The 18,998-nt window shown below is 55.3% G+C and carries 14 protein-coding genes; 9 read left to right on the forward strand and 5 right to left on the reverse strand.

What is annotated here, in order from left to right; genetic code table 11:
* Positions 1-86 precede the first annotated feature (86 nt).
* Positions 87-1,265, forward strand: coding sequence for an endonuclease/exonuclease/phosphatase family protein (locus WHS88_10240; protein ID MEJ5260557.1), 1,179 nt, complete (start codon positions 87-89; stop codon positions 1,263-1,265).
* Between the two features lie 21 nt (positions 1,266-1,286).
* On the forward strand, positions 1,287-2,159 hold the full coding sequence (locus WHS88_10245) for a hypothetical protein (protein ID MEJ5260558.1): 873 nt from the start codon (positions 1,287-1,289) through the stop codon (positions 2,157-2,159).
* Between the two features lie 11 nt (positions 2,160-2,170).
* Here WHS88_10245 and WHS88_10250 read toward each other — a convergent pair whose 3' ends face one another.
* The 4 genes from WHS88_10250 to WHS88_10265 all read right to left on the reverse strand — a co-directional run bounded on the left by WHS88_10250 (position 2,171) and on the right by WHS88_10265 (position 10,037).
* Positions 2,171-3,625 carry a family 16 glycosylhydrolase gene (locus tag WHS88_10250; protein ID MEJ5260559.1) on the reverse strand — a complete coding sequence of 485 codons (1,455 nt, stop codon included), beginning with the start codon at positions 3,623-3,625 and terminating at the stop codon, positions 2,171-2,173.
* An 87-nt stretch (positions 3,626-3,712) separates the two neighbouring features.
* Positions 3,713-6,883: a hypothetical protein gene (locus tag WHS88_10255; GenBank protein ID MEJ5260560.1), complete on the reverse strand. Its 3,171-nt coding sequence runs from the start codon at positions 6,881-6,883 to the stop codon at positions 3,713-3,715.
* Between the two features lie 20 nt (positions 6,884-6,903).
* On the reverse strand, positions 6,904-7,935 hold the full coding sequence (locus tag WHS88_10260; GenBank protein ID MEJ5260561.1) for a LacI family DNA-binding transcriptional regulator: 1,032 nt from the start codon (positions 7,933-7,935) through the stop codon (positions 6,904-6,906).
* A gap of 137 nt (positions 7,936-8,072) precedes the next feature.
* Positions 8,073-10,037, reverse strand: coding sequence for a hypothetical protein (locus WHS88_10265; GenBank protein MEJ5260562.1), 1,965 nt, complete (start codon positions 10,035-10,037; stop codon positions 8,073-8,075).
* A 171-nt stretch (positions 10,038-10,208) separates the two neighbouring features.
* Between WHS88_10265 and WHS88_10270 the strand changes: the two genes are divergently transcribed.
* Positions 10,209-11,648, forward strand: coding sequence for an MFS transporter (locus WHS88_10270; protein ID MEJ5260563.1), 1,440 nt, complete (start codon positions 10,209-10,211; stop codon positions 11,646-11,648).
* 165 nt (positions 11,649-11,813) lie between these two features.
* Complete coding sequence (locus tag WHS88_10275; protein ID MEJ5260564.1) at positions 11,814-12,644, forward strand: protein-L-isoaspartate(D-aspartate) O-methyltransferase; 831 nt, start codon at positions 11,814-11,816, stop codon at positions 12,642-12,644.
* A gap of 54 nt (positions 12,645-12,698) precedes the next feature.
* Here the strand turns inward: WHS88_10275 and WHS88_10280 are convergent, their stop codons facing one another.
* Positions 12,699-15,155, reverse strand: coding sequence for a methylenetetrahydrofolate reductase C-terminal domain-containing protein (locus WHS88_10280; protein MEJ5260565.1), 2,457 nt, complete (start codon positions 15,153-15,155; stop codon positions 12,699-12,701).
* Between the two features lie 635 nt (positions 15,156-15,790).
* Between WHS88_10280 and WHS88_10285 the strand changes: the two genes are divergently transcribed.
* The 5 genes from WHS88_10285 to WHS88_10305 all read left to right on the forward strand — a co-directional run bounded on the left by WHS88_10285 (position 15,791) and on the right by WHS88_10305 (position 18,868).
* The gene (locus WHS88_10285) at positions 15,791-16,171 is read left to right on the forward strand and encodes a DUF4870 domain-containing protein (GenBank protein MEJ5260566.1); all 381 of its coding nucleotides are present in this window, start codon (positions 15,791-15,793) and stop codon (positions 16,169-16,171) included.
* A gap of 123 nt (positions 16,172-16,294) precedes the next feature.
* Complete coding sequence (smpB, locus tag WHS88_10290) at positions 16,295-16,789, forward strand: SsrA-binding protein SmpB (protein ID MEJ5260567.1); 495 nt, start codon at positions 16,295-16,297, stop codon at positions 16,787-16,789.
* A gap of 61 nt (positions 16,790-16,850) precedes the next feature.
* The gene (locus tag WHS88_10295; GenBank protein ID MEJ5260568.1) at positions 16,851-17,228 is read left to right on the forward strand and encodes a DUF1844 domain-containing protein; all 378 of its coding nucleotides are present in this window, start codon (positions 16,851-16,853) and stop codon (positions 17,226-17,228) included.
* A 23-nt stretch (positions 17,229-17,251) separates the two neighbouring features.
* Positions 17,252-18,067 carry an indole-3-glycerol phosphate synthase TrpC gene (gene trpC / locus WHS88_10300; GenBank protein MEJ5260569.1) on the forward strand — a complete coding sequence of 272 codons (816 nt, stop codon included), beginning with the start codon at positions 17,252-17,254 and terminating at the stop codon, positions 18,065-18,067.
* On the forward strand, positions 18,068-18,868 hold the full coding sequence (locus tag WHS88_10305; protein MEJ5260570.1) for a sulfite exporter TauE/SafE family protein: 801 nt from the start codon (positions 18,068-18,070) through the stop codon (positions 18,866-18,868).
* The last annotated feature ends 130 nt before the right edge of the window (positions 18,869-18,998 follow it).

Genomic DNA, 18,998 nt, shown 5'->3' on the forward strand with positions numbered 1-18,998 from the left:
TTTTTTGAGCCGGAAGCGGCCGAACTGCCGCAAGCAGACAGCGCGGGTTGTGGAATATTGAAAAAGATGTTAGGATGGAGTTTGCTATGCGAAAAGGGATAGTTTTTCTGTGGCTGTTTGCGGCGGTGCTGCCGGCAGGGGCAACGATGATTCGGACGGCAACCTTTAATTGTTCGCTGACCCGTTCCCAAACGGGCGGGCTGATTGAGGATTTGCGCGGGGGGCAAAATCCGCAGGGCAAGGCTGTAGCGGAGATTCTTCAGCGGGTGCGGCCGGATGTGGTGCTCCTGAACGAATTCGACTGGGATGCCGGAGGAGGGGCAATCGGGATTTTCCAAAAAGAGTATCTGGAGGTTTCCCAGAGCGGGCAGGAGCCGCTGGTCTATCCGTTTGTGTTTACGGCGCCGGTGAATACGGGGCTGGCCAGCGGAATTGATTTGGACGGAGACGGGCGGACGGACGGGCCGGAGGACGCCTTCGGCTACGGCCGGTTTGAAGGGCAGTACGGAATGGTGCTCCTGTCGCGGTTTCCCATCCGAAAGGAGGCCGTTCGGACGTTTCAAACCTTTTTATGGAAAGATATGCCGGGGGCGCTGCTGCCGAAAAGGCCCGGAGCGGACAAAGAGATGTGGTATTCGCCGGAGGCGCTGGACCGGCTGCGGCTGTCGTCCAAAAGCCATTGGGATGTGCCGGTTGAGATACGCGGCCGAGTGATTCATGTTTTGGCATCGCATCCGACGCCGCCGGTCTTTGACGGGGCGGAGGACCGCAACGGGCGGAGAAATCACGATGAGATTCGGTTTTGGGCGGATTATTTGACACCGGAGCAAAGCGGGTATATTTATGATGATGCGGGCCGGCGGGGAGGACTGGAGGAAGGGGGGCTTTTTGTAATTTTGGGGGATTTGAATGCCGACCCGGCGGATGGGGACGGGCTGCACGAAGGGATTTTGTCGCTGCTGAATCACCCGCGCGTGCAGGATGTGCGGCCCGCATCGAAGGGAGCGGCGGAGGCGGCCCGGCTGGATGGAGGGGTGAACGAAGGGCATAAGGGACCGGCGGAGTTGGATACGTATCATTCGCCGCCCGGACGGCCGCCGGGAAATCTGCGGCTGGATTATGTGCTGCCGTCGAAGGAATTGAAGGTTATCAAGGCGGAGGTTTTCTGGCCGGAGCGGGCCGACCCGCTGTCGAGACTGACGGCAGGGCCGCCGTATGTCAGTTCGGACCATCGGCTGGTTTGGGCGGATTTGGAACTGCCGTAACAGGAATGGGAGTGCTTCAGAATGGCTGCAAAAAATCAGAATGCTTCGAAGAAAAATTCGATTCTTCCGTGGGCGAAGAAAGGGTTTCTGGAGAATGCCCGGGTGTACCTGTCGGGCCCGATGGATTTTGTTCACAGCCGCAAAGTGGAAAAGAAATGGGGCTGGCGGGTGCGGGTCGGGCAGTTTCTCAAGGAGCTGGGGGTGACGGTGTTTGACCCGTGGTCCAAGCCGAGTGTGCAGGGGATGTACGGATACGGACGGGAGGGGGAACAGACGGTCCGGCTCCGGGAGACGTGGACGTTTGAGCCGACGGAGGAGGGGCGCCGGGCGCGAAGCAAATGCTGCCAGACGTTTCGGGAAATTATGCATCTGGACCTTCGGATGGTGGACATCAGCGACTTTCTGATTGCCTACAGTCCGACGAATATTTACAGTGTGGGCACGCCCCATGAAATTATTGTAGCATCCCTGCAGCATAAGCCCATCCTGTTTGTCAGTCCGCCGGTGGTTTTCACAGCCCTGGAGCATCTGCGGCGGCACCTGGAGGAAAAGAAAGACCGGAAGGGCCAGCGTCTCTTGGCGGATTTGGAGCGTCAGGTGCCGATTAAGCCCAACCCCCGCGGAGTGCCGAGTTTGTGGTATATGCCGCTGATTGGCAGCGAGAACTTTTTTGACGGTTTTGGGTTTGCCAAATACCGGGATGCCTTTGGGTGGGTGCCGGACCCGACGGACCGGCTGGAGGAAAAATATCCGCCCAAGCGGCCGCTTCTGCCGTTTTTGGAGGAGGTGCATCGGGGGAACAAGGCCCCGCAGCGGTGGGACCCGGTCACGGAGAAGATGGTGCCGGACGATGACTGGCTGCTGCTGGATTTGGCCCACCAGAATCGAACGTAAATCAGACGGGCTCAGTTGATTTTTTCATAGACTCGGATGTAGTCGATGTACATCAGCTGGGGGAAGGGAGTTGTGCTGTCCGGGTAGCCGGGCCAGTTGCCGCCGACGGCGATGTTGACAATAAAGAAGAACGGCTGATTGAAGGGGGCCGGATAGGGGTCGCTGGACCACCAGTTTGAAGACGTATAGTAGTTGATGTCGTTGAAAAACCAGCGGATTCGGGTAGGTTCCCATTCAATAGCATAAGTATTAAATCGTCCGGCCGGGCTGGGAGACGGAGCATAAGAGCCGCCGTTGGAGTTGTGAATATACGGATTGCTGCTGCCGTAATGGATGGTTCCGTAAACGGTGGACAGCGAGTTGATGGCCTCCATGATGTCGATTTCGCCGCAGCCGGGCCATCCGATAGTGGAAATATTGTTGCCGAGCATCCAAAAAGCAGGCCAGATTCCTTTTCCGCCGGCGGGCAGTTTGATACGGGCTTCCATCCGTCCATATCGGAAGGACCGCTTATTTTGCGTCTTCAGCCGGGCGGATGTGTAGGTTTTGCCGAGATGGTTTTTGCGGGCGGCGATAACCAGACAGCCGTTTTCAATGTAAGAATTTTCTGGGTGATCCGTGTAGTACTGCAGTTCGTTATTTCCCCAGCCGCCGGCGCCGATTTCCCAGGTCCAGCTGGCGGTATCGATAGAGGGGCCGTCAAATTCATCAGACCAGACGAACCGATAACCCGGGTATTGGGGAATTGTGTTCAGCCAGCGGGAGCAGAATAAGTCAAGGTCTTCCAGATTAATCCAGTTTTGTCCAAGGAGATTGTGTGACGGGGATTCACTGAGCCAGGCGGAGGCCAGCGGAGCGAAATCAAGGAGATTGATAATTTGGTCAAAATTGTAGTCGGGGCTGTTGAGGACCCGGCCGTCATCGATGGACAGATTGTCCCAGAAGGCCTTGCCGGTGGAGGGAGAGCCGGTGGAGACGGTATAGCAGAGCAGCCGAGCCAGATTCGCGGAGGCGGGCACGGTGAGCGTCTGGGCGAAGGTGTACCAGGTTCCGGCCGTATGGGAGGGGGTGAGGTTGCCGACTATCGTTTCGGAGATTTTGGTGCCGGAAGAAGCGGGGCCGTTCCAGAACTCGACTTTTATGAGGGCTCGTTTGTTGACGAGGACTTCCGTGGTGTGGTAAATCATCTCGCCGGAGACCTGAATTTGCATACCGGCGGTCACGGGAACGGATTGAGACAGGCCGGTGTCGTTGTTCCATATGGCGATGCCGTAGCTGCCTTTTCGATAGCCGAGGTCGGAATGATGCCAGCCGTTAGTCCCCCAGCCCTGCCAGTTGTCCGGGTATCCGTTGGCAAAGTGGCCTTTGACAGCCCCGGATTCGAAGTCCCCGTTGATAAGCAGGTTTTGTCCATACAGGAGAGAGGCAAAGGCCAAGAGCCAGAGAATTGAGATGATTCGCCGCATGAGTACCCCCGAGTCAGTTATCAGTTATCAGGCATCAGTTATCAGTTATCAGGCATCAGTTATCAGTCATCAGGTATCAGGAATTTGTCAGCCCAGATGGATGTCGAGACGGTCGATTTTTCGTTCGCGAATTTGTTGGGCTGTTTCGTCGCTTAAATACGGGTTCGTGATGGAAGTTTTTTCGTCCAGAATATATTGAACCGGCCGTACGGAAGAGGGACCGTAGGTGTTTTTGCGAGCCGGATTGTGATAGACCAGCAAAATATCCCCCAGCAGGGCACAGGCGAAGGCATTTTCCGGAATGAGGAACGAGCGGTCTTTCCAACGAATTGTATGGGGCTGCCGGGTAAACCACTCACCGGGCAGAGCCGGTGTGGGCTCAAAAATGAGCCGTCCGGCGTCCAGGCGGAAGGGCCGGGCACCAACGGTCAGCAGGAGCCAGATGTGGATGAATTCGGCGGTACTTCCGGACAGTCGGGCGACAAAGCCGCGTCCGCGGGCCTCCGAGTCCGGACAGACGGAGGAGGCGAGGAAGGAGCTGTTTTCGAGGATGCTGCGTCCGTACACCTGGGGCTTCATAAAAGGCACGAGCATGGTTTGGGCATCCTCGAAGAAATCTTCATAGAGGCCGTGCTTGAGCAGTTCGAGCAGGTATTTGTAGGTCATGTGAAGCCAGACGGATTCGTTTTCGAACCAGCCGCGCGTGAAGGTCCGGGCGCGTCCGATTTCCGGCGAGCAGGACTCCAGCGATTCGTTCAGCTTGTACATCTTCAGCTGCGGATCAAGCAGGGGACTTTGCCGGACGGCGGCGGAGATGCGGCGGGCGGTCTGGGTATCGCAGATGCGCAGCCAGTGGACTTGCCCCTCGAGGAACAGCGGCAGCGGATGGGCTTCAAACGTGCGAAGGTCTTCCAGGCGGCCTGCCGAGGGCGGCTGCGGTGTATGGAAAAAGTACGTATGAAGGAGGCCGTTTTGCGGATTGACGGACTCCTGAACGGCTTTTTCGCAGCGTGCCAGAATGCCCTGCAGGAGTTTTTTGAGTACAGCTCCTTTGACGAGCCGGGTTTTGTCGGAGCTGTTTTGATAGATTTTTCGGCGGTAGGACTCGCGGATGTCGGCGGCTCGGTGCCAGGAATAATCCGACCGGACGTCGGCCAGGACGGCTTCGAGCAGGTCAGCGACGGCCTCCGGGAAGCGTGTATCCGGCATGGTTGGCAGGATGCGCAGGAGCCATCGGGCCAGCCGGCAGATTTCCGCCGTTTCACAGGTGGAAGAACCGAACAGACCGGGCAGGCCGTTGAGGGCATCGTTCCAGCCGGGCCGGCCCGCCTCCATTTCGACACCGCGGCCTTCAAAGTCGAGCGAGACGATTTTCAGGGCCAGCAGGGCACAGAGTTTGCCAAAGAGCGTTACCGGCGGCAGAGGAACCGGCGGACAGGGAGCATCCTGCACCGCGTGCAGCTGCCGGAGTCCTTTTTTCCGCAGGAGATATTTCTGCCGGCGGTCCGCAACCTGTGCCGGCTCGCAGAACCATTCGATATCCGCCGGCTCCGTTAAAACGGTTTGGATGCGTTCCGGATAGAGGGCCTCATAGGATTCGAGCAGGTCGGTGAGGTAGGTCCAGTGGTCTATCCAATATCCGCCTTCATGGCCGCTGGCCTCCAGATGAACGTTGCAGCGGGAAAGAATCTGTTCAAGCCAGGAATGCCGGGCGGAAAGGCTGGGGGCATACAGGTTGGCCCAGGACAGGAGCTCTCCGGGCAGGAAGGGCCGTTTCAAAATGGCCGCAAATGCATCCTGCGCAGCGGAGTCCTCCGAAGGGCAGACGTGCAGAGGATTGTCGCTTTGCGGCCAGAGCCATCGGTACCCTTTCACAGAAAGGGGATTGTAGCCGTCCGGCTGGAGCAGGGAGGCGAACATTCGGATTTCCGCATCCGCCGTTTGGGGATAGAACCAGAGATTGTTTCGGCGGTTCTGACAGATGTCGCGGTAATTTCCTTCTCCGCTGGACAGAGGGCAGGCCGGCAGGTCAAAGAAATTGTAGTCCCGTTCGGCGTCGCCGTGTCTTCGGGAGTACAAATGCAGCAGAACGGGGCCGCGCCGAGACGGCAGCGAATACGGGATGCCTCCGCGGAGGACATTGTCAAGGAAGTTTTGACGAGCGTAGCCGTCCAGCCGCGGGTCGGCAGAGAGCGTAAAGGCGGGTGCTGTGAGCGTTTCGATGGTTTTGCGGCTCTGCCGAGAGGCGGTTTCAAAATCAGATAATTTCTGGAAATTGGACAAAAAGGTCTTCAGAAGGGATTCATTCGGGGCCATTCCGGCGATGGAGACCAAAACGAGGGATTCCTGCGGTCCCAGAGCGGTCTGAACCGGAGTCAGGGCGCAGGGAAGTTTGTTTTCGCCGACCTGAAGGGACCGGTCCGGCAGCCCCTGCGGCGTAAAGTGCCGCGGCAGCAGAAGGTCCTGATCGGTCCCGAAGATAACGTCCGGGTCGTAGTAGGGTTCGACGGGCAGGAGGTAATCGCCCTCGCTGAGCCAGGAGGCGTAGAAGTTTCCGCTCTGCACCTCTTCGACTTCGGCCTCATCGTGAACCCGAACGCGTGCGGCATAAAACGGAATGCGGCCGTCGATGAGCCGAACGGAGGCATAGGCCTCGTAGATGCGGCGCATGGTTTTGATGCCCAGTTCCGTAAAGCCCGCCGGCAGAATCTGCGCCAGGCCGTCCAGAAGAAAGAGTTTTCTGGTTTTGACCGTCAGGTTCGAGACGGTCAGAAGACGGATAAGCGAGCCGAGCGGCTGGTTGACGGGAGAAAAATAGACGGCTTCGAACCGCAGGCCGAAGGGCTCGTTGTCTTCCCGGATTTTGATGCGGTCCATCTCGATCCAGAGTGAACGTTGGACGTTCTCCGATGGGCGGTTGCGCAGACCGAAGGGTTCCAAAAAGGCCTCATCGGCGAAGCAGAAGGTGCGGAAGCCCTGGATAGGCGTCATTTGGTACGCCCAGTTGGCGGGCAGAAATTCGAGGATAGCATGATTTTTATTGGCAACGCCGAAGGAAGAGACGACCTGGCCGCGGTTGACATACAGGCACCAGAGAGGCACGCCGTCCGGTCCGCCGATTCCGGGCAGGAATCCGGCAAAGGCCGGCCGGCTGTCATACTGGTCGATGCGGAAGATGCCGCCGGATTCAAGCTGATAACCGGTCGGCAGTTCGGTTTTTACTTGGAGGTTTTTGGGGTTGGCGATTTTTGTTTTCATGGATTCGGTCCGTGTTGAGCTCAATTCGAAGAAGGCGGTGCGGTGGTGCTTCGAACGCAAAGCGTTTCGTCCAGAACCACCCGTTTGGGTTTTTGTTTTTCAGGCTGTGTGATTTGTTCAAGGAGCAGTTGAGCGGCGAGGGTCCCCATTTGAGCGGAACCCAGGTCGATAAAGGTCAGCCCCGGACTCATGATTTTGTTGGCGTAATGGTCACAGAAGCACATGATGCTGAGCCGCTCAGGGACAGGGATTTCAAGGGAGTGGGCGGCCTGGAGGAGGTTGAGGGCTTCCATGTGTCCGTAGGCAAGAATGGCAGTTGCTTTTCTTTCAAACACCAGTTCCTGAAGCAGTTTTTCCGTGTCGTCGAGCACGTCGAGGGAGCTGATAATGGGTTCAAGACCGTTTTTCTTCATTTGAGCTATATACGTTTCCTGACGGTCGGTAATGCTCGAATGGCCGACCATCATGTATTTTCTGGGCGGCGGTGTATAGGCGATTTTGCGATGCCCCAGGTCCATCAGATGTTTGAGGGCCAGTCGGGTTCCCTGAACGTCATCGGGAACGACAGAGGTCCCGCCGGCAGGGGCGGGGCCGTTGATGACGACATACGGGATGCCCAATTGCAGGATTTCTTCCATCGTCGGCTCGGTGCATCGAGCGAGAATGACGGCCCCGTCGATTTTCCAGGCGGGCATTTCGCTTTCGTCGGGTTTGTGTTTGGACATATCGACGGTGACGTCAAAGCCCTGTCCCTGCGAGTCGATGACTTCGGTAATGTGGTTGACGACGGTCTGATAGATGTTTCCGAGCTGGCTGAGGGCGTGATTGCCGCCGATGATGTGAATCATCTTGGTGGACCGCATCGTCAGACTTTTGGCGATGAGGTTGGGGCGGTAGTTCAGTTTGCGGGCGATTTCGAGGACACGCTGCCGCACCTCCTCTTTGACCGAGAAGCCGTTTCCGAGCCGGTTGTTCAGGATGCGGCTGACGGTGGATTTGCTGACGCCCGCCTGGGCGGCTACGTCACTCAAACTGGGAGCCGTCGATTTCATCGTTCAAATATTCCTCTTTGTTTTTCTGCTCAAATATATAATTAGAAACCGTTTGCTTATGCAAGTATTATATCTTTTCGGATGTCCGATGTCAACGATTCTTTTTGAGGGAAGCGGCCGCAAAGCATGGCTGAAGATTATCGGACGAGTTTGAGGGCGTAAAGTTTGATGGAGTGAGTGCCTTGGCTGCCGGGGAAGTACAGTCCGATTCCTTTGAGGGCGAACAGGTCCACCCGTCCGGCTCCTTTTTGGTTGCCCCAGGCGGTTCTGGGCTCCAGTTCCGTTAGGTTCAGCCGGTAGATTTTCCGGGTTCCGCTGCCGTGAATCAGGGGGAAAATGAAACTTTCGGCATCATCGCCGGCCCGGGTGTCATAGGAGGCGGCGTCAGGGCGATCGACCCCTGCTTCGTCGATAAAGCATTGAAAAGCAAGGGTTTGCGGGATTTCAGCGTCCAGTTCAACGGCGCTGTAGCCGTCCAAATCAGAGGCAAAATCAGGGCCTTGACCTCTTTTGGTGTCTTTGGGGCCGAACAGGAGCAGGCCGCAGCCCCAATCACGCCCGGTCTGCAGGAGGATTTGAGCACCTTGATTCTGAGGCAGGGTTTCGAGCTGGATGGAGGCATCCGGTGCCTGGAAGAGTTCTGGATTTCTGAGGGGCTCGGAGCGTAGCAGGTCTATGAAGGGCGGCCGTTCAGGGCGTTGAGCAATTTCAACGCGAATTTTTTTGGGTTTGGGAAGTTCAGTCGGGGCTGTTTTTGATGATTGGGTGTGGATTTCTGCGACGCGGGAGTTCGTTTGTTTCATTGCGGCAAGCAATTCCGAGTACTGGCGATGGTAAATATCTACAATGCCGTAATTGGAGTTTTCGCCGTCAAACCGGCCTTGTGGAGACTGGTCGGCAAATTCGAACCAATGGGCCCCAATCACGATGGGGTAAGACAGGAGGTCTTCGACATATTTTTGATAGTTTTCAGCACGCTGGGCCTGTGTTTTCACGACCGCGCCGGCACCGCCGGTGTTGGGGTTGCCGCTGGTGTTTTCTTCGGCACGCCAGGAATATTCCGTAATGAGCAGGGGCTTTTGTCCGCCCCAAATCCAGTAGCGGGCAATCATATCCGGATCGGCAACGGGAGCGGCACGATAATCATTGAAAGAAATAACATCGCAATACCGTCCGCAGGCCTCGATGACAGGCTGAGGGGCATAAGCGGCAAAACGGGTGCCTAAAATGAGCACACCGGGCATTGATTGGCGAACGATTTGGGTGGAGATACGATAAAAAGCGTCGGCAGCATAACCGATAAAGGCCTGTCGGTCCTGATGGGCCGCCGGACTCAGGCAGGAGCGGGCGTAGTCGGCGGTCAGATTGTCCCAGGAATCGAGCGGTTTGCCCCAGGCCCTGGCGAGATTGTCGGCGGAACTGTAGCACTGCCGGAGAAATTTGACGGCGGCCTGATAAGCAGCATCCTCTTTCGGCAGGGCCAGGGCGGCTTCGAGGAGTGTTGAATTGGGGATTTCGCCCCAGGGGGCATGGCCGTACCAGGGCATTTCGTTATCCAGAAAGACCCCGAGCAGATTGTTTGTGTGGGGGTACCGCTCGAGGACGGTTTGGATATTTTGGCGGACGCGTTTTTCAAAGTCCGGCCGAAGGGCGTCCAGACAGCGGTCGGCGTTGTGGGCGGCTACATACAAGCAGATTGTCCCCGGGATAGGACCGTCATACAGGCGTCCGTCGGACCAGGCGCCGAGGGTGTTAAAGCCGTGGTCATGGAGCAGCTGCAGAACCTCTCGCTTCCATGCATCGAAGCTGCCGCCAAAAAGAGTGGGGACGGGGTTGTAATACTGAGTGCTTGGGCGAGGGCGGAAGGGCTCAGAGGTGATGTTATTGATGCCGATGGACAGAAACCGGCGGCCGGCCGAATCGACAAACCAGTATTTTCCGTTTTCATCTTTTTGAACGGAGTAAGGGCCGGTCAGGACCGCAGGATTGGCCGACGAAGTTTGGGCAAAACTGCAAACGGGAAAAAACAGCAAAGAAAAACAGGCCAGGTGGAATGCGGCTGTCTGGGATGGTTTTTGACGGCTTAAGAAGGATGAAGCCATGAACATTTCTCCTGAGAAGTTGTTTTTGGCGACTTTAGTAAAAACCGTTTGCTATTTTAAAATATTTTGTTTTTTCGTCAAGAGAAAACTTGACAGAAGCCGCCGGGATTTTTTATGCTGACGTTCGGAGCGTTCAGGAGCGGCGGTTCCGTTGAAACGGAAAGGAGACAAATGAATTTCAGTTCCTCGTCGAAAACGGCCCCCGAAGACCGGATTGGGCTGGTGCAGAAGTCGGCGTATGCGATTGGGATGTTTGTGAATAACCTTCAGGCGGCGGCACTGCCGGCGATGTCGGTGATTCTGAATCTGGGGCTGAAGGTGGATCCGGTGCTGGTGGGTTTGCTGGCCGCTATTCCGCGGGCGTTTGATGCGCTGACGGACCCGGTCATGGGGTACATTTCGGACAACACACGGTCGCGCTGGGGGCGTCGGCGTCCTTATATTTTCTGTGGAGCGATTCTGTCGGGGGTGATTTTTGCTCTGATGTGGCAGCTGCCGGCCGGGCACAGCCAGGCATTCTATTTCTGGGTTTTCCTGACGGCTTCGCTGGCGTTTTTCGGGGCTTATACGGTCTATGCGACGCCGTTTGTGGCGTTCGGCTATGAGATGACGCCGGATTATCACGAACGTACCCGCCTGCATACCTTCGCCAATACGGTGGGGCAGGCCGCCTGGCTGATTGCGCCGTGGTTTTATGCGCTGATGGCCGATGAGAAACTCTTTCCGGATAAAGTGCAGGGGGCCAGGGTTTTAGCGGTCTTTATCGGGGCGGCGGTGGCGGTGCTGGGGGTGGTGCCGGCGATTTTTTGCCGGGAACGCTTTGGACAGATGCCGACGGCGGCGCAGGCGCCGGGGGGCGTATGGAAGAATCTTCTGGATTTTTTTAGGACATTTGGGCAGACCTTTCGCTGCCGGCCGTTTGTGAAACTTTGTGCCGCGACGTTTTTGGTCTTTAACGGCTACCAGCTGGGCGTGTCATTTTCTCTGTATGTGATGATTTACTATGTGTACCGCGGAAGCGACCTGATGGGCGGGCATCTTCAGGGCCTGTATGGAACGCTGATGTCGGCGGTCACCCTAATAATTGTGATTCCGCTGACAGGATGGGTGGCGACGCAAATCGGCAAGCGTCCGACCTTTTTCTGCACCATCGGGCTGTCGCTGATTGGATATGCTCTCAAGTGGGTCGGATACAATCCGAATCACCCGAATTGGCTGCTCTTTGCGGCTCCGCTGGTGGCATTCGGGACAGGGTCGCTGTTTACACTGATGGGCTCGATGATTTCAGATGTGTGCGACTATGATGAACTGCAGAGCGGCCAGCGTCGGGAAGGAATGTTCGGAGCGATTTACTGGTGGATGGTGAAGGTGGGGATGTCGGCGGCGGGTTTGCTGGCCGGGATTCTGCTGCGGCTGTCGGGCTTTGATGTAAATCTCGGTGCTGCTCAGCCGGAAGCGTCGCTGTTCTGGCTGCGGGTCTTTGATGTGGGGATTCCGCTGGCAACTTCCGCTTTGGCGATGGCAGTCATTTATCTGTATGAGATTGATGAAACGAGAGCCAACGAAATCCGACAGATTTTGGAAAAGCGAAGAGGAAAACTGTCCGCCTAATTTTTTACTGCTTGCCGTTGTAAGAATTCGAAACCAACAATCCTGCCGAATTACAGGACCGCTTCGCCGGAGATTTTTCCTATCGGATTTGAGGACAGCCCGCTTGTTTCTGGGGGGAACCAATGGGGCTTGTATGAGATAACAGGTTCAGATACAATGGCAGATATGAAGAAGAGGCGACTGATTCGAATGGGGATTTGGGGGGTATGGGCGGTCGGGGTTGTTTTTTCCTTATGTTCCTGTCGAAAGCCGCTGCCGAATTCTTCCGGGAAGGACAGGCCGAGTGCTCCGACTGAACGGGCTGAGCCGGCGGCTGCCGTGCCGGAGCGTTCGGCGGGATGGAACCGTCCGCGCACGGCGGAACGGCAGCGGGAACGGATGCAGATGGTCAATCGGATTCGGCAGGATTACGGCCTGACGGATGAGCGGGTGTTGGAGGCGATGCGGAATGTGCCGCGTCACTGGTTTGTGCCTGCTTCACAGCAGGCCTATGCTTATCTTGATTCGCCGCTGCCGATTGGGTACGGACAGACGATTTCGCAGCCCTTTATTGTGGCGTATATGACCAGCGTGCTGAAGCTGGAGCCGAATGAGCGGGTGCTGGAGATTGGGACGGGGTCAGGGTATCAGGCGGCGGTGCTGAATGAGTTTACGCCCCATGTGTTTACGATCGAGATTGTTCGTCCGCTGGCTGAGCGGGCGATTGAAACGTTTGCGCGATATGGATACGAGACGATTCAGGTACGAATTGGGGACGGCTATAAGGGCTGGCCGGAGGCGGCGCCGTTTGATGCCGTTATTGTGACGTGCGCGCCGGACGAAATCCCCAGTCCGCTGCTCGAGCAGCTCAAGCCGGGCGGAAGGATGATTATTCCGGTGGGCAGCGAGTGGGGCGTGCAGGAGCTGGTATTGGTGGAAAAGGACAGCCGGGGAGACATTCGCAGACGTTCTGTAATGCCCGTGCGGTTTGTCCCGCTGATACGGGAGAAAGAATAATTCAGACAGGGACAGAGAGACCGTCGGTAGAAAAAACGGCGGCCGCCCTTGTTTTTAAGTCGGTTTTCGGGCAGCGGAGGCACAGAAGCGGCCCATCAGCATCATCACCCGGTTAAGTTTGTCAGGCGAACCGTCCATTTCCGCATAGGCGGTAATTAACTCAAGCAGTTCGGGGTCGGGGTCTTTGCGTCCGTATTGATGCGAGGTATTCACAATGCCGGCGTCCAGACCGTACTCCATGGCCTTGGCGACGTAGGCGCGGCAGATGCCGATTTTGCGCCCGGGCAGGTCGCGGCAGCAGTTGCTGATGCCCAGCGAACAGTGACAATGCTTCAGTTTTGGGTCGCTTTTGATGCGCTTAATCGTTTCGAAGGCACGGTAGGTGTATCCGGGGATGCCGGGCTCCATCGGCAGGTCGATGGCGATAGGAAAAACGGTGGAGTCGAAGAAGATTTCATCGGGTTTGAAGCCGTGCTGCATCGCTTTGTCGTAGAGGGTGTGGGCGAGCTGGACGAGCTCTTCGACGGAATGTGAACCGCCGGGGCCTTTGGGACGGCCTTCAGTCACCAGCAGGCCGATAAACCGGAAGTCGTACTGCCGTTTGAGGGGCATAATTTGATCGGCCGTAAAGACTTTGATGGAGTTGAGCAGCGGCGGTTTGACGGGCTGGTCGGTGTTGTACCATTCCTGCAGGCCGGCGATGAGCACGTTGTTGTTGCTGGTGTCGATGCAGACAGGGACGCCTTTGCCCCAGCGGCGGACCAGTTTGACGTATTCCTTCATCATCCGCACGGCGGTTTGGGGATTGTCTTCCCCGAAGGCGTCGAGGTTGACGGCGATATAGTCCGCTCCTTCATCGGCCTGCGTTTCGATGAGGGCCTGGATGTATGACAGCGGGCCGCTGGGTTCGGTATAGGCGTTCGGGCCGAGGGCGTCCAGTTCTTTCATCACGGCGCCGGTTTTAGGAATCGAGGCATGGATGGCTTCACCGATTTGAATCAGAGGTGCGTGCATCGTATGGTCCTTTCCGAATAGATAGTTGATAATCGAGCTCGTATGTTCGAGGGACGGGATGCGCGGCTTGTTGATGCGGGTGCGGAGCGTTTGGCGGCCGTTGGGTTCGGTGAGGGCGAATTGATAGACCGTTTCGCCGACGCAGATTCGGTTCAGATTGTTGCCGCAGCAGCCGTTCACGGCTGCATCCCCGCAGGGAACATTGTCGAGGCCTTTTTCGCATTCCCCGATGGTGCAGCAGCCGAAATTTTCGGGCAGATAACAGTCGCCGCATTCTTCGCATTCAAAAAGGAGGTATTTGACGGGTTTTTCGACAGCGTTAAAGAGTTTATAGGTACAATTTTGTTCGTTATCGGCTCGGAAGAAACGAAGCGTTTTTTTGAAGGCATGAAAGCCGATATGGTTTGGGTCCAGCAGGAACCGGTGCATAAAGTCAAAGAACCGTTTGCGGACGGTTTTTGTAGGGGTTGAAAGCGGGATTTGTCGGCCGGCATCATCGTAGAGATAAAAGGTCTTTTTCGGGGGCCAATAGAGGTTGTCCCGGAAAGGCTGCCAGTCGGTTCCGATTTCGGCGGCTCGTTGAAGGATTCGGATAAAGGTTGGGTAATCGTGGACACCGCCGACATCGACGCCCGCGGCACCGATAGCCCGGTACATCGCAATCTGCTGGGCGGCCCGCTCGATGTGCTGCTCGACGGATTCGGATTGAAGTTTGGCCAGGAGTTCGTCGCTCACAAAGCAGCCCGGCAGCTTGATGTCGTGCATCAGGCGGGGGGCGGGGGTAAGTGTCGTGAGCCAATAGACATTGCCGATGACGGGAATGCTGATATGATTTTCTCGAAGGTACTGCATTAACTCGAGGGATTTTCTCCAGTCCCAGCCGACCTGAGTGATGAGGAATTGGGCGCCGGCGGCGATTTTCTTTTCCATTTTGTAGTATTGCTGCATCAGGGACGGCTCGGTGTATTTGAACGGCGATACGGCCGCGCCGGGAAAGAACTGATGGATGGAATCCCATTGACCGGGTTTGGCGCTCAGGATGGCTTTTTGGTTTTCGCGTTTCATCAGCGACAAAAGCCCGAGCGATTCGAGCTCGAAGACCCCTTTGGCCGTTATGGGTTTGTCGCCGGTAAGGACAAGGAGGCTTTCGATGCCGCGCTGACGGTACCCGACCAGAGAACTCAGGAGCGAATCGGCGTTGGCGTCTTTGCAGGTCAGGTGAGGTATGATATCCAGATTGTCTGCAAGGTGATTTTGGTCGAGGACGGCGATGACATCGGCAGGGTCGAGGTTGGCAATGCCGCCGGGATTTTGAGGCAGTGTGATGCCGGCTAAAATGAAGTCGGAGGGGATATCCTTGCTCCCTTTTTCCTGATATTGTTTCAGGAAATTCAGAATAGGGGCAAAACTGTAGTTAGGGCCGCCGACTAACTCGGCAATGACGGCAAATTTTTCCCTTTTTTCCAGGATTTGTCTGAGAGTTTGTTTGCCGGCCATATAAGGATTCTCCACAGAGCTGGATTCCCGCCTTCCTTCTGAGTTGAAGCTCCGAAGGACAGGGTGCAGGAATGACAGCGGAACTTTTTTTCTCAGCACGTATTATGCATAAAGCCGAGGAAGAATAAAGAACGGAACGATTATAATTTTCGTCTCAAAAGAAAGATTTTTATTCCTTTAAAAAACAAAATGTGGAAAACCTGTGAATAAGGTCCACGTTTTTTGATTGTAATAAGATATATTAGACCTATATACTTTTCTTTTAATCATATAAAAATCAGAAAAACGGGAATCGGAGGATTTTTTCTGAAATTGTTTTCGTTCATAATTCATTTTTATAAAATGACTTATATTTGTCTTGATTTTATAAGGAAATTGGATACCGACCGGTATGTATATTCTTGCTGATTTGTTAGATTTTTGTATATTTTGGATTTTACAACATGAAAATTGTGAATGATTAGTGGATAAGTAAGTTTTTGTTTTGCGAAAGTTCGTTCCTGCCTAAATAATGGATTAAACGAAAGATGCAGAAAAGCGTCTGCAGAAAAAGGTTTCTTGACAGATTGGCCTTTCTCTATTACGAAGGAATCAAGTGAGTTCAAGAAAAACAATTGAGAACGAAAAGGAGATCAATGATGGACCCAAACAAGGAGGGGCAAAGTTCGACGGCTGTGCCCAGTGAAAGTACATCCCCATCTAAGGATGCACTGAATCTGGCAGTATTGTGCCATATACTGGGTTTTTTCACGAGCATTCTTGGGCCGCTGATTTTGTGGATGATGAAAAAAGATACGGATGCTTACGTGGAACATCACGGACGTGAGGCCCTGAATTTTCAGATTATGCTTTTGATTGGTTATGTTGTCGGCGGGATTTTGACTTTTCTCTGTATAGGTTTCGTAATTCTTGCGGCGGCGTGGATTGCGGATCTTGTTTTTTCCATCCTGGCGGCGGTAGCGGCATCGAAAGGACAGCGGTATCGGTATCCAGTCTCGATCCGCCTGATTCAATGAAATAAGGGGAGAAAGCGAGGCGGCATGTCTTTTTCCTGAAAAGGGGATGGACATGCCGTTTTGCTGCGCCCGCCGGCCGGAAGAGTCGTTGCAAAACCGCCGGGCGGTGATATGATGGCCCTGATGGCAAAAGATAAGGAAAAAGAACATCAATCAGGTACAGGGCCGGTTGCCCAGAACAAGAAGGCACGGTTCGAGTATGAAATCGTCGAAACGGTCGAGGCAGGAATTGCTCTGCTCGGGACCGAGGTTAAGAGCCTGCGCGCCAAACAATGCGACCTGGAGGGGGCCTATGCGAAGATTCAGGATGGGGAATGCTGGCTGATTGGATGCAAGATTGCTCCTTATCTGCAGGCGGGCGGGGCCAATCATGACCCGGTCCGGAAGCGAAAGCTGCTCCTGCATCGCAGCCAGATTCGCAAGATTCGAAGCAAGCTGGAGCAGCGGGGATTTACGCTGGTACCGCTGAAGGTGTATTTCAATGCGAGAGGATATGCCAAAGTGGAATTGGGGCTGGCACGCGGGAAACGCCAGTATGACAAACGGCAGAAGCTGCAGGAACGCCAGATGAAGCGGGATTTGGAAAGGGGAAGGAAGAAATACAAAGGGAAATTTTAAATCCTAAACTCCAAACCCTGAATCCTAAACGAAACGAAAGATAAAAAACTGGAGAATGCCGATGGCTGATGAAAAAAAGATTATTGTTGATGAGGATTGGAAAAGTCAGGCCCAGAAAGAAAAAGAACAGCTGAAGGCCCAGGAAGAGGCCTCCAAGAAGGACGGCTCGGATAAGGGGCCGATGGAAATGCCGCCGGCGGATTTTCTGGGGCTGGTGAGCATTCTGGCCTCCCAGGCGTTCTATGCGCTGGGGGTGATTCGCAGTGCGGCGGACAAGGATAAGGAGATTGAGCCGGACCTGCCGATGGCACGATACCATATCGATCTGCTGGCGATGCTGGAGGAAAAGTGCAAGGGGAATCTGACGAGGGAGGAGCAGGCCGTTCTGACGGAGACGCTCTCTCAGCTTCGGATGGTGTTTGTGAAGCTGTCGATGTAAGTCTTCTTGGTTTTCGATGGATTGTGAGTACGATTCTGGACGAAATTCTGGCTCATAAGCGGCAGGAGGTGGCGGTTCGGAAGGAACAGATGCCGCTGGAGGAGCTGCGCAGGAAGATTGCCGGACTCCCGAAGTGCCGCAATTTTTATCAGGCGGTGACGAAGAAAAATCCGCGCGGGCTGAATGTGATTGCGGAGGTCAAGAAGGCCTCCCCGTCGGCAGGGGTCATTCGGGAGGATTTTGAGCCGGTGGAGATTGCGCGGATTTATGAACGATGCGGGGCGGATGCCGTCAGCGTGCTGACGGATGAAAAATATTTCGGGGGGAAGCTGGAGTATCTGACGGCGGTCAAGGAAGCGGTGCGTCTGCCGGTGCTGCGGAAGGATTTTATTGTGGACGCTTATCAGGTGTATGAGGCGCGGGCGGCGGGGGCGGATGCGATTCTGCTGATTGCTGAGGCGCTGCCGCAGGGCCAGATTATGGATTTGATGATTCTGGCCAATCAGCTGACCCTGACGGTACTGCTGGAGGTGCACGAAGCGGATCGTTTGCTGCAGATGCGCAGTCTCATCGGGTTTCCGCAGAAACACTACAGTGTGCTGGGAATCAACAACCGGGACCTTCGGACGATGAAGGTGGATTTGAATCATACGCGGCGGCTGGCGGAACTGGCGGACAATCGCCGGGAGGTGATTGCCGAAAGCGGGATTCATACGCGGCAGGATGTTGAGATGCTCAAGGGATTGGGGATAGGAGGGGTGCTGATCGGTCAGGCCCTGTGCGGAAGCCGCTCCATTGAAGAAAAGTTTAAAGAACTGTTCGGCGGCGGGGGCGCATAAGTGGACGGTCTGATTTTGCTGAGTATTGGATTGGTGATGGGACTGTTTGGGGGGCTTCTGGGGATTGGGGGTTCGATTGTGATGATTCCGGCGCTGACGCTGGTTTACGGAGAGAATCAGCATCTGTATCAGGCGTCGGCGATGATTTGCAATTTTTTTGTGGCGGCGGCCTCGCTGGCGGCTCATTGGCGTGCGGAGGCGTTTGTCGGGTCGGTCTTGAAGCGGCTGCTGCCGGCGGCCTTGATTGGGGTGATTTTCGGGGTGGCATTGAGCAACTGCCGATGCTTTGAGGGGCGGAACAGTTTTTATCTGGCTCGAATGTTTGGCGGGTTTTTGGTGTATGTGGCGGCGTACAATTTGTGGAAGTTCTGGTCTCCGCCGGAACCGAGGAGAAAACCGCCTGTGTCTGAGCGGGTTCGGGGATTTTTTTCGGCGGGAATCGGGTTTCTGACAGGTATCGGAGCCGGGCTTTTAGGAATTGGGGCTGGGACAGTATCCACGCCGCTGCAGCAGTTGTGTCTGAAACTGCCGCTTCGGAATGCCATGAGCAATTCGGCGGCGGCGATTGTCTCGATGGCCTGGCTGGGGGCCATTTATAAGAATGCAACCCTGGCTGAACATGGAATAGCCGTTGGGCAGTCCATACGCATCGCTCTTTGGGTGCTGCCGGCGGGGATGGTCGGCGGATATTTGGGGGGTGTTTTAATGCACAAACTGCCGAAAAACCTTGTGCGGGCGGTCTTTACGGCGGTTTGTCTTTTTGCGGCATACCGACTGCTTACGGTTCAGCCGAGCCGATAAAAGAGCAAGAGGCTAAAAAAAAGAAGGAGCCGGCTGTCTTTACACCACGGGCTTGCGTCCGTGGCTATAACAAAAGAAACGCCTTTTGAAGTTCTTCAAAAAAACGCATTTTTTCCCTCAAAAAATACCA

This window comes from Anaerohalosphaeraceae bacterium (assembly GCA_037479115.1).
Lineage (GTDB): Bacteria > Planctomycetota > Phycisphaerae > Sedimentisphaerales > Anaerohalosphaeraceae > JAHDQI01.

What these genes read in the sequence shown, in the direction of transcription:
- WHS88_10240 (MEJ5260557.1), top strand. Translation starts at nt 87, where the DNA reads ATGCGAAAAGGGATAGTTTTTCTGTGGCTGTTTGCGGCGGTGCTGCCG.
- WHS88_10245 (MEJ5260558.1), top strand. Translation starts at nt 1,287, where the DNA reads ATGGCTGCAAAAAATCAGAATGCTTCGAAGAAAAATTCGATTCTTCCG.
- WHS88_10250 (MEJ5260559.1), bottom strand. Translation starts at nt 3,625, where the DNA reads ATGCGGCGAATCATCTCAATTCTCTGGCTCTTGGCCTTTGCCTCTCTC.
- WHS88_10255 (MEJ5260560.1), bottom strand. Translation starts at nt 6,883, where the DNA reads ATGAAAACAAAAATCGCCAACCCCAAAAACCTCCAAGTAAAAACCGAA.
- WHS88_10260 (MEJ5260561.1), bottom strand. Translation starts at nt 7,935, where the DNA reads ATGAAATCGACGGCTCCCAGTTTGAGTGACGTAGCCGCCCAGGCGGGC.
- WHS88_10265 (MEJ5260562.1), bottom strand. Translation starts at nt 10,037, where the DNA reads ATGGCTTCATCCTTCTTAAGCCGTCAAAAACCATCCCAGACAGCCGCA.
- WHS88_10270 (MEJ5260563.1), top strand. Translation starts at nt 10,209, where the DNA reads ATGAATTTCAGTTCCTCGTCGAAAACGGCCCCCGAAGACCGGATTGGG.
- WHS88_10275 (MEJ5260564.1), top strand. Translation starts at nt 11,814, where the DNA reads ATGAAGAAGAGGCGACTGATTCGAATGGGGATTTGGGGGGTATGGGCG.
- WHS88_10280 (MEJ5260565.1), bottom strand. Translation starts at nt 15,155, where the DNA reads ATGGCCGGCAAACAAACTCTCAGACAAATCCTGGAAAAAAGGGAAAAA.
- WHS88_10285 (MEJ5260566.1), top strand. Translation starts at nt 15,791, where the DNA reads ATGATGGACCCAAACAAGGAGGGGCAAAGTTCGACGGCTGTGCCCAGT.
- smpB (MEJ5260567.1), top strand. Translation starts at nt 16,295, where the DNA reads ATGGCAAAAGATAAGGAAAAAGAACATCAATCAGGTACAGGGCCGGTT.
- WHS88_10295 (MEJ5260568.1), top strand. Translation starts at nt 16,851, where the DNA reads ATGGCTGATGAAAAAAAGATTATTGTTGATGAGGATTGGAAAAGTCAG.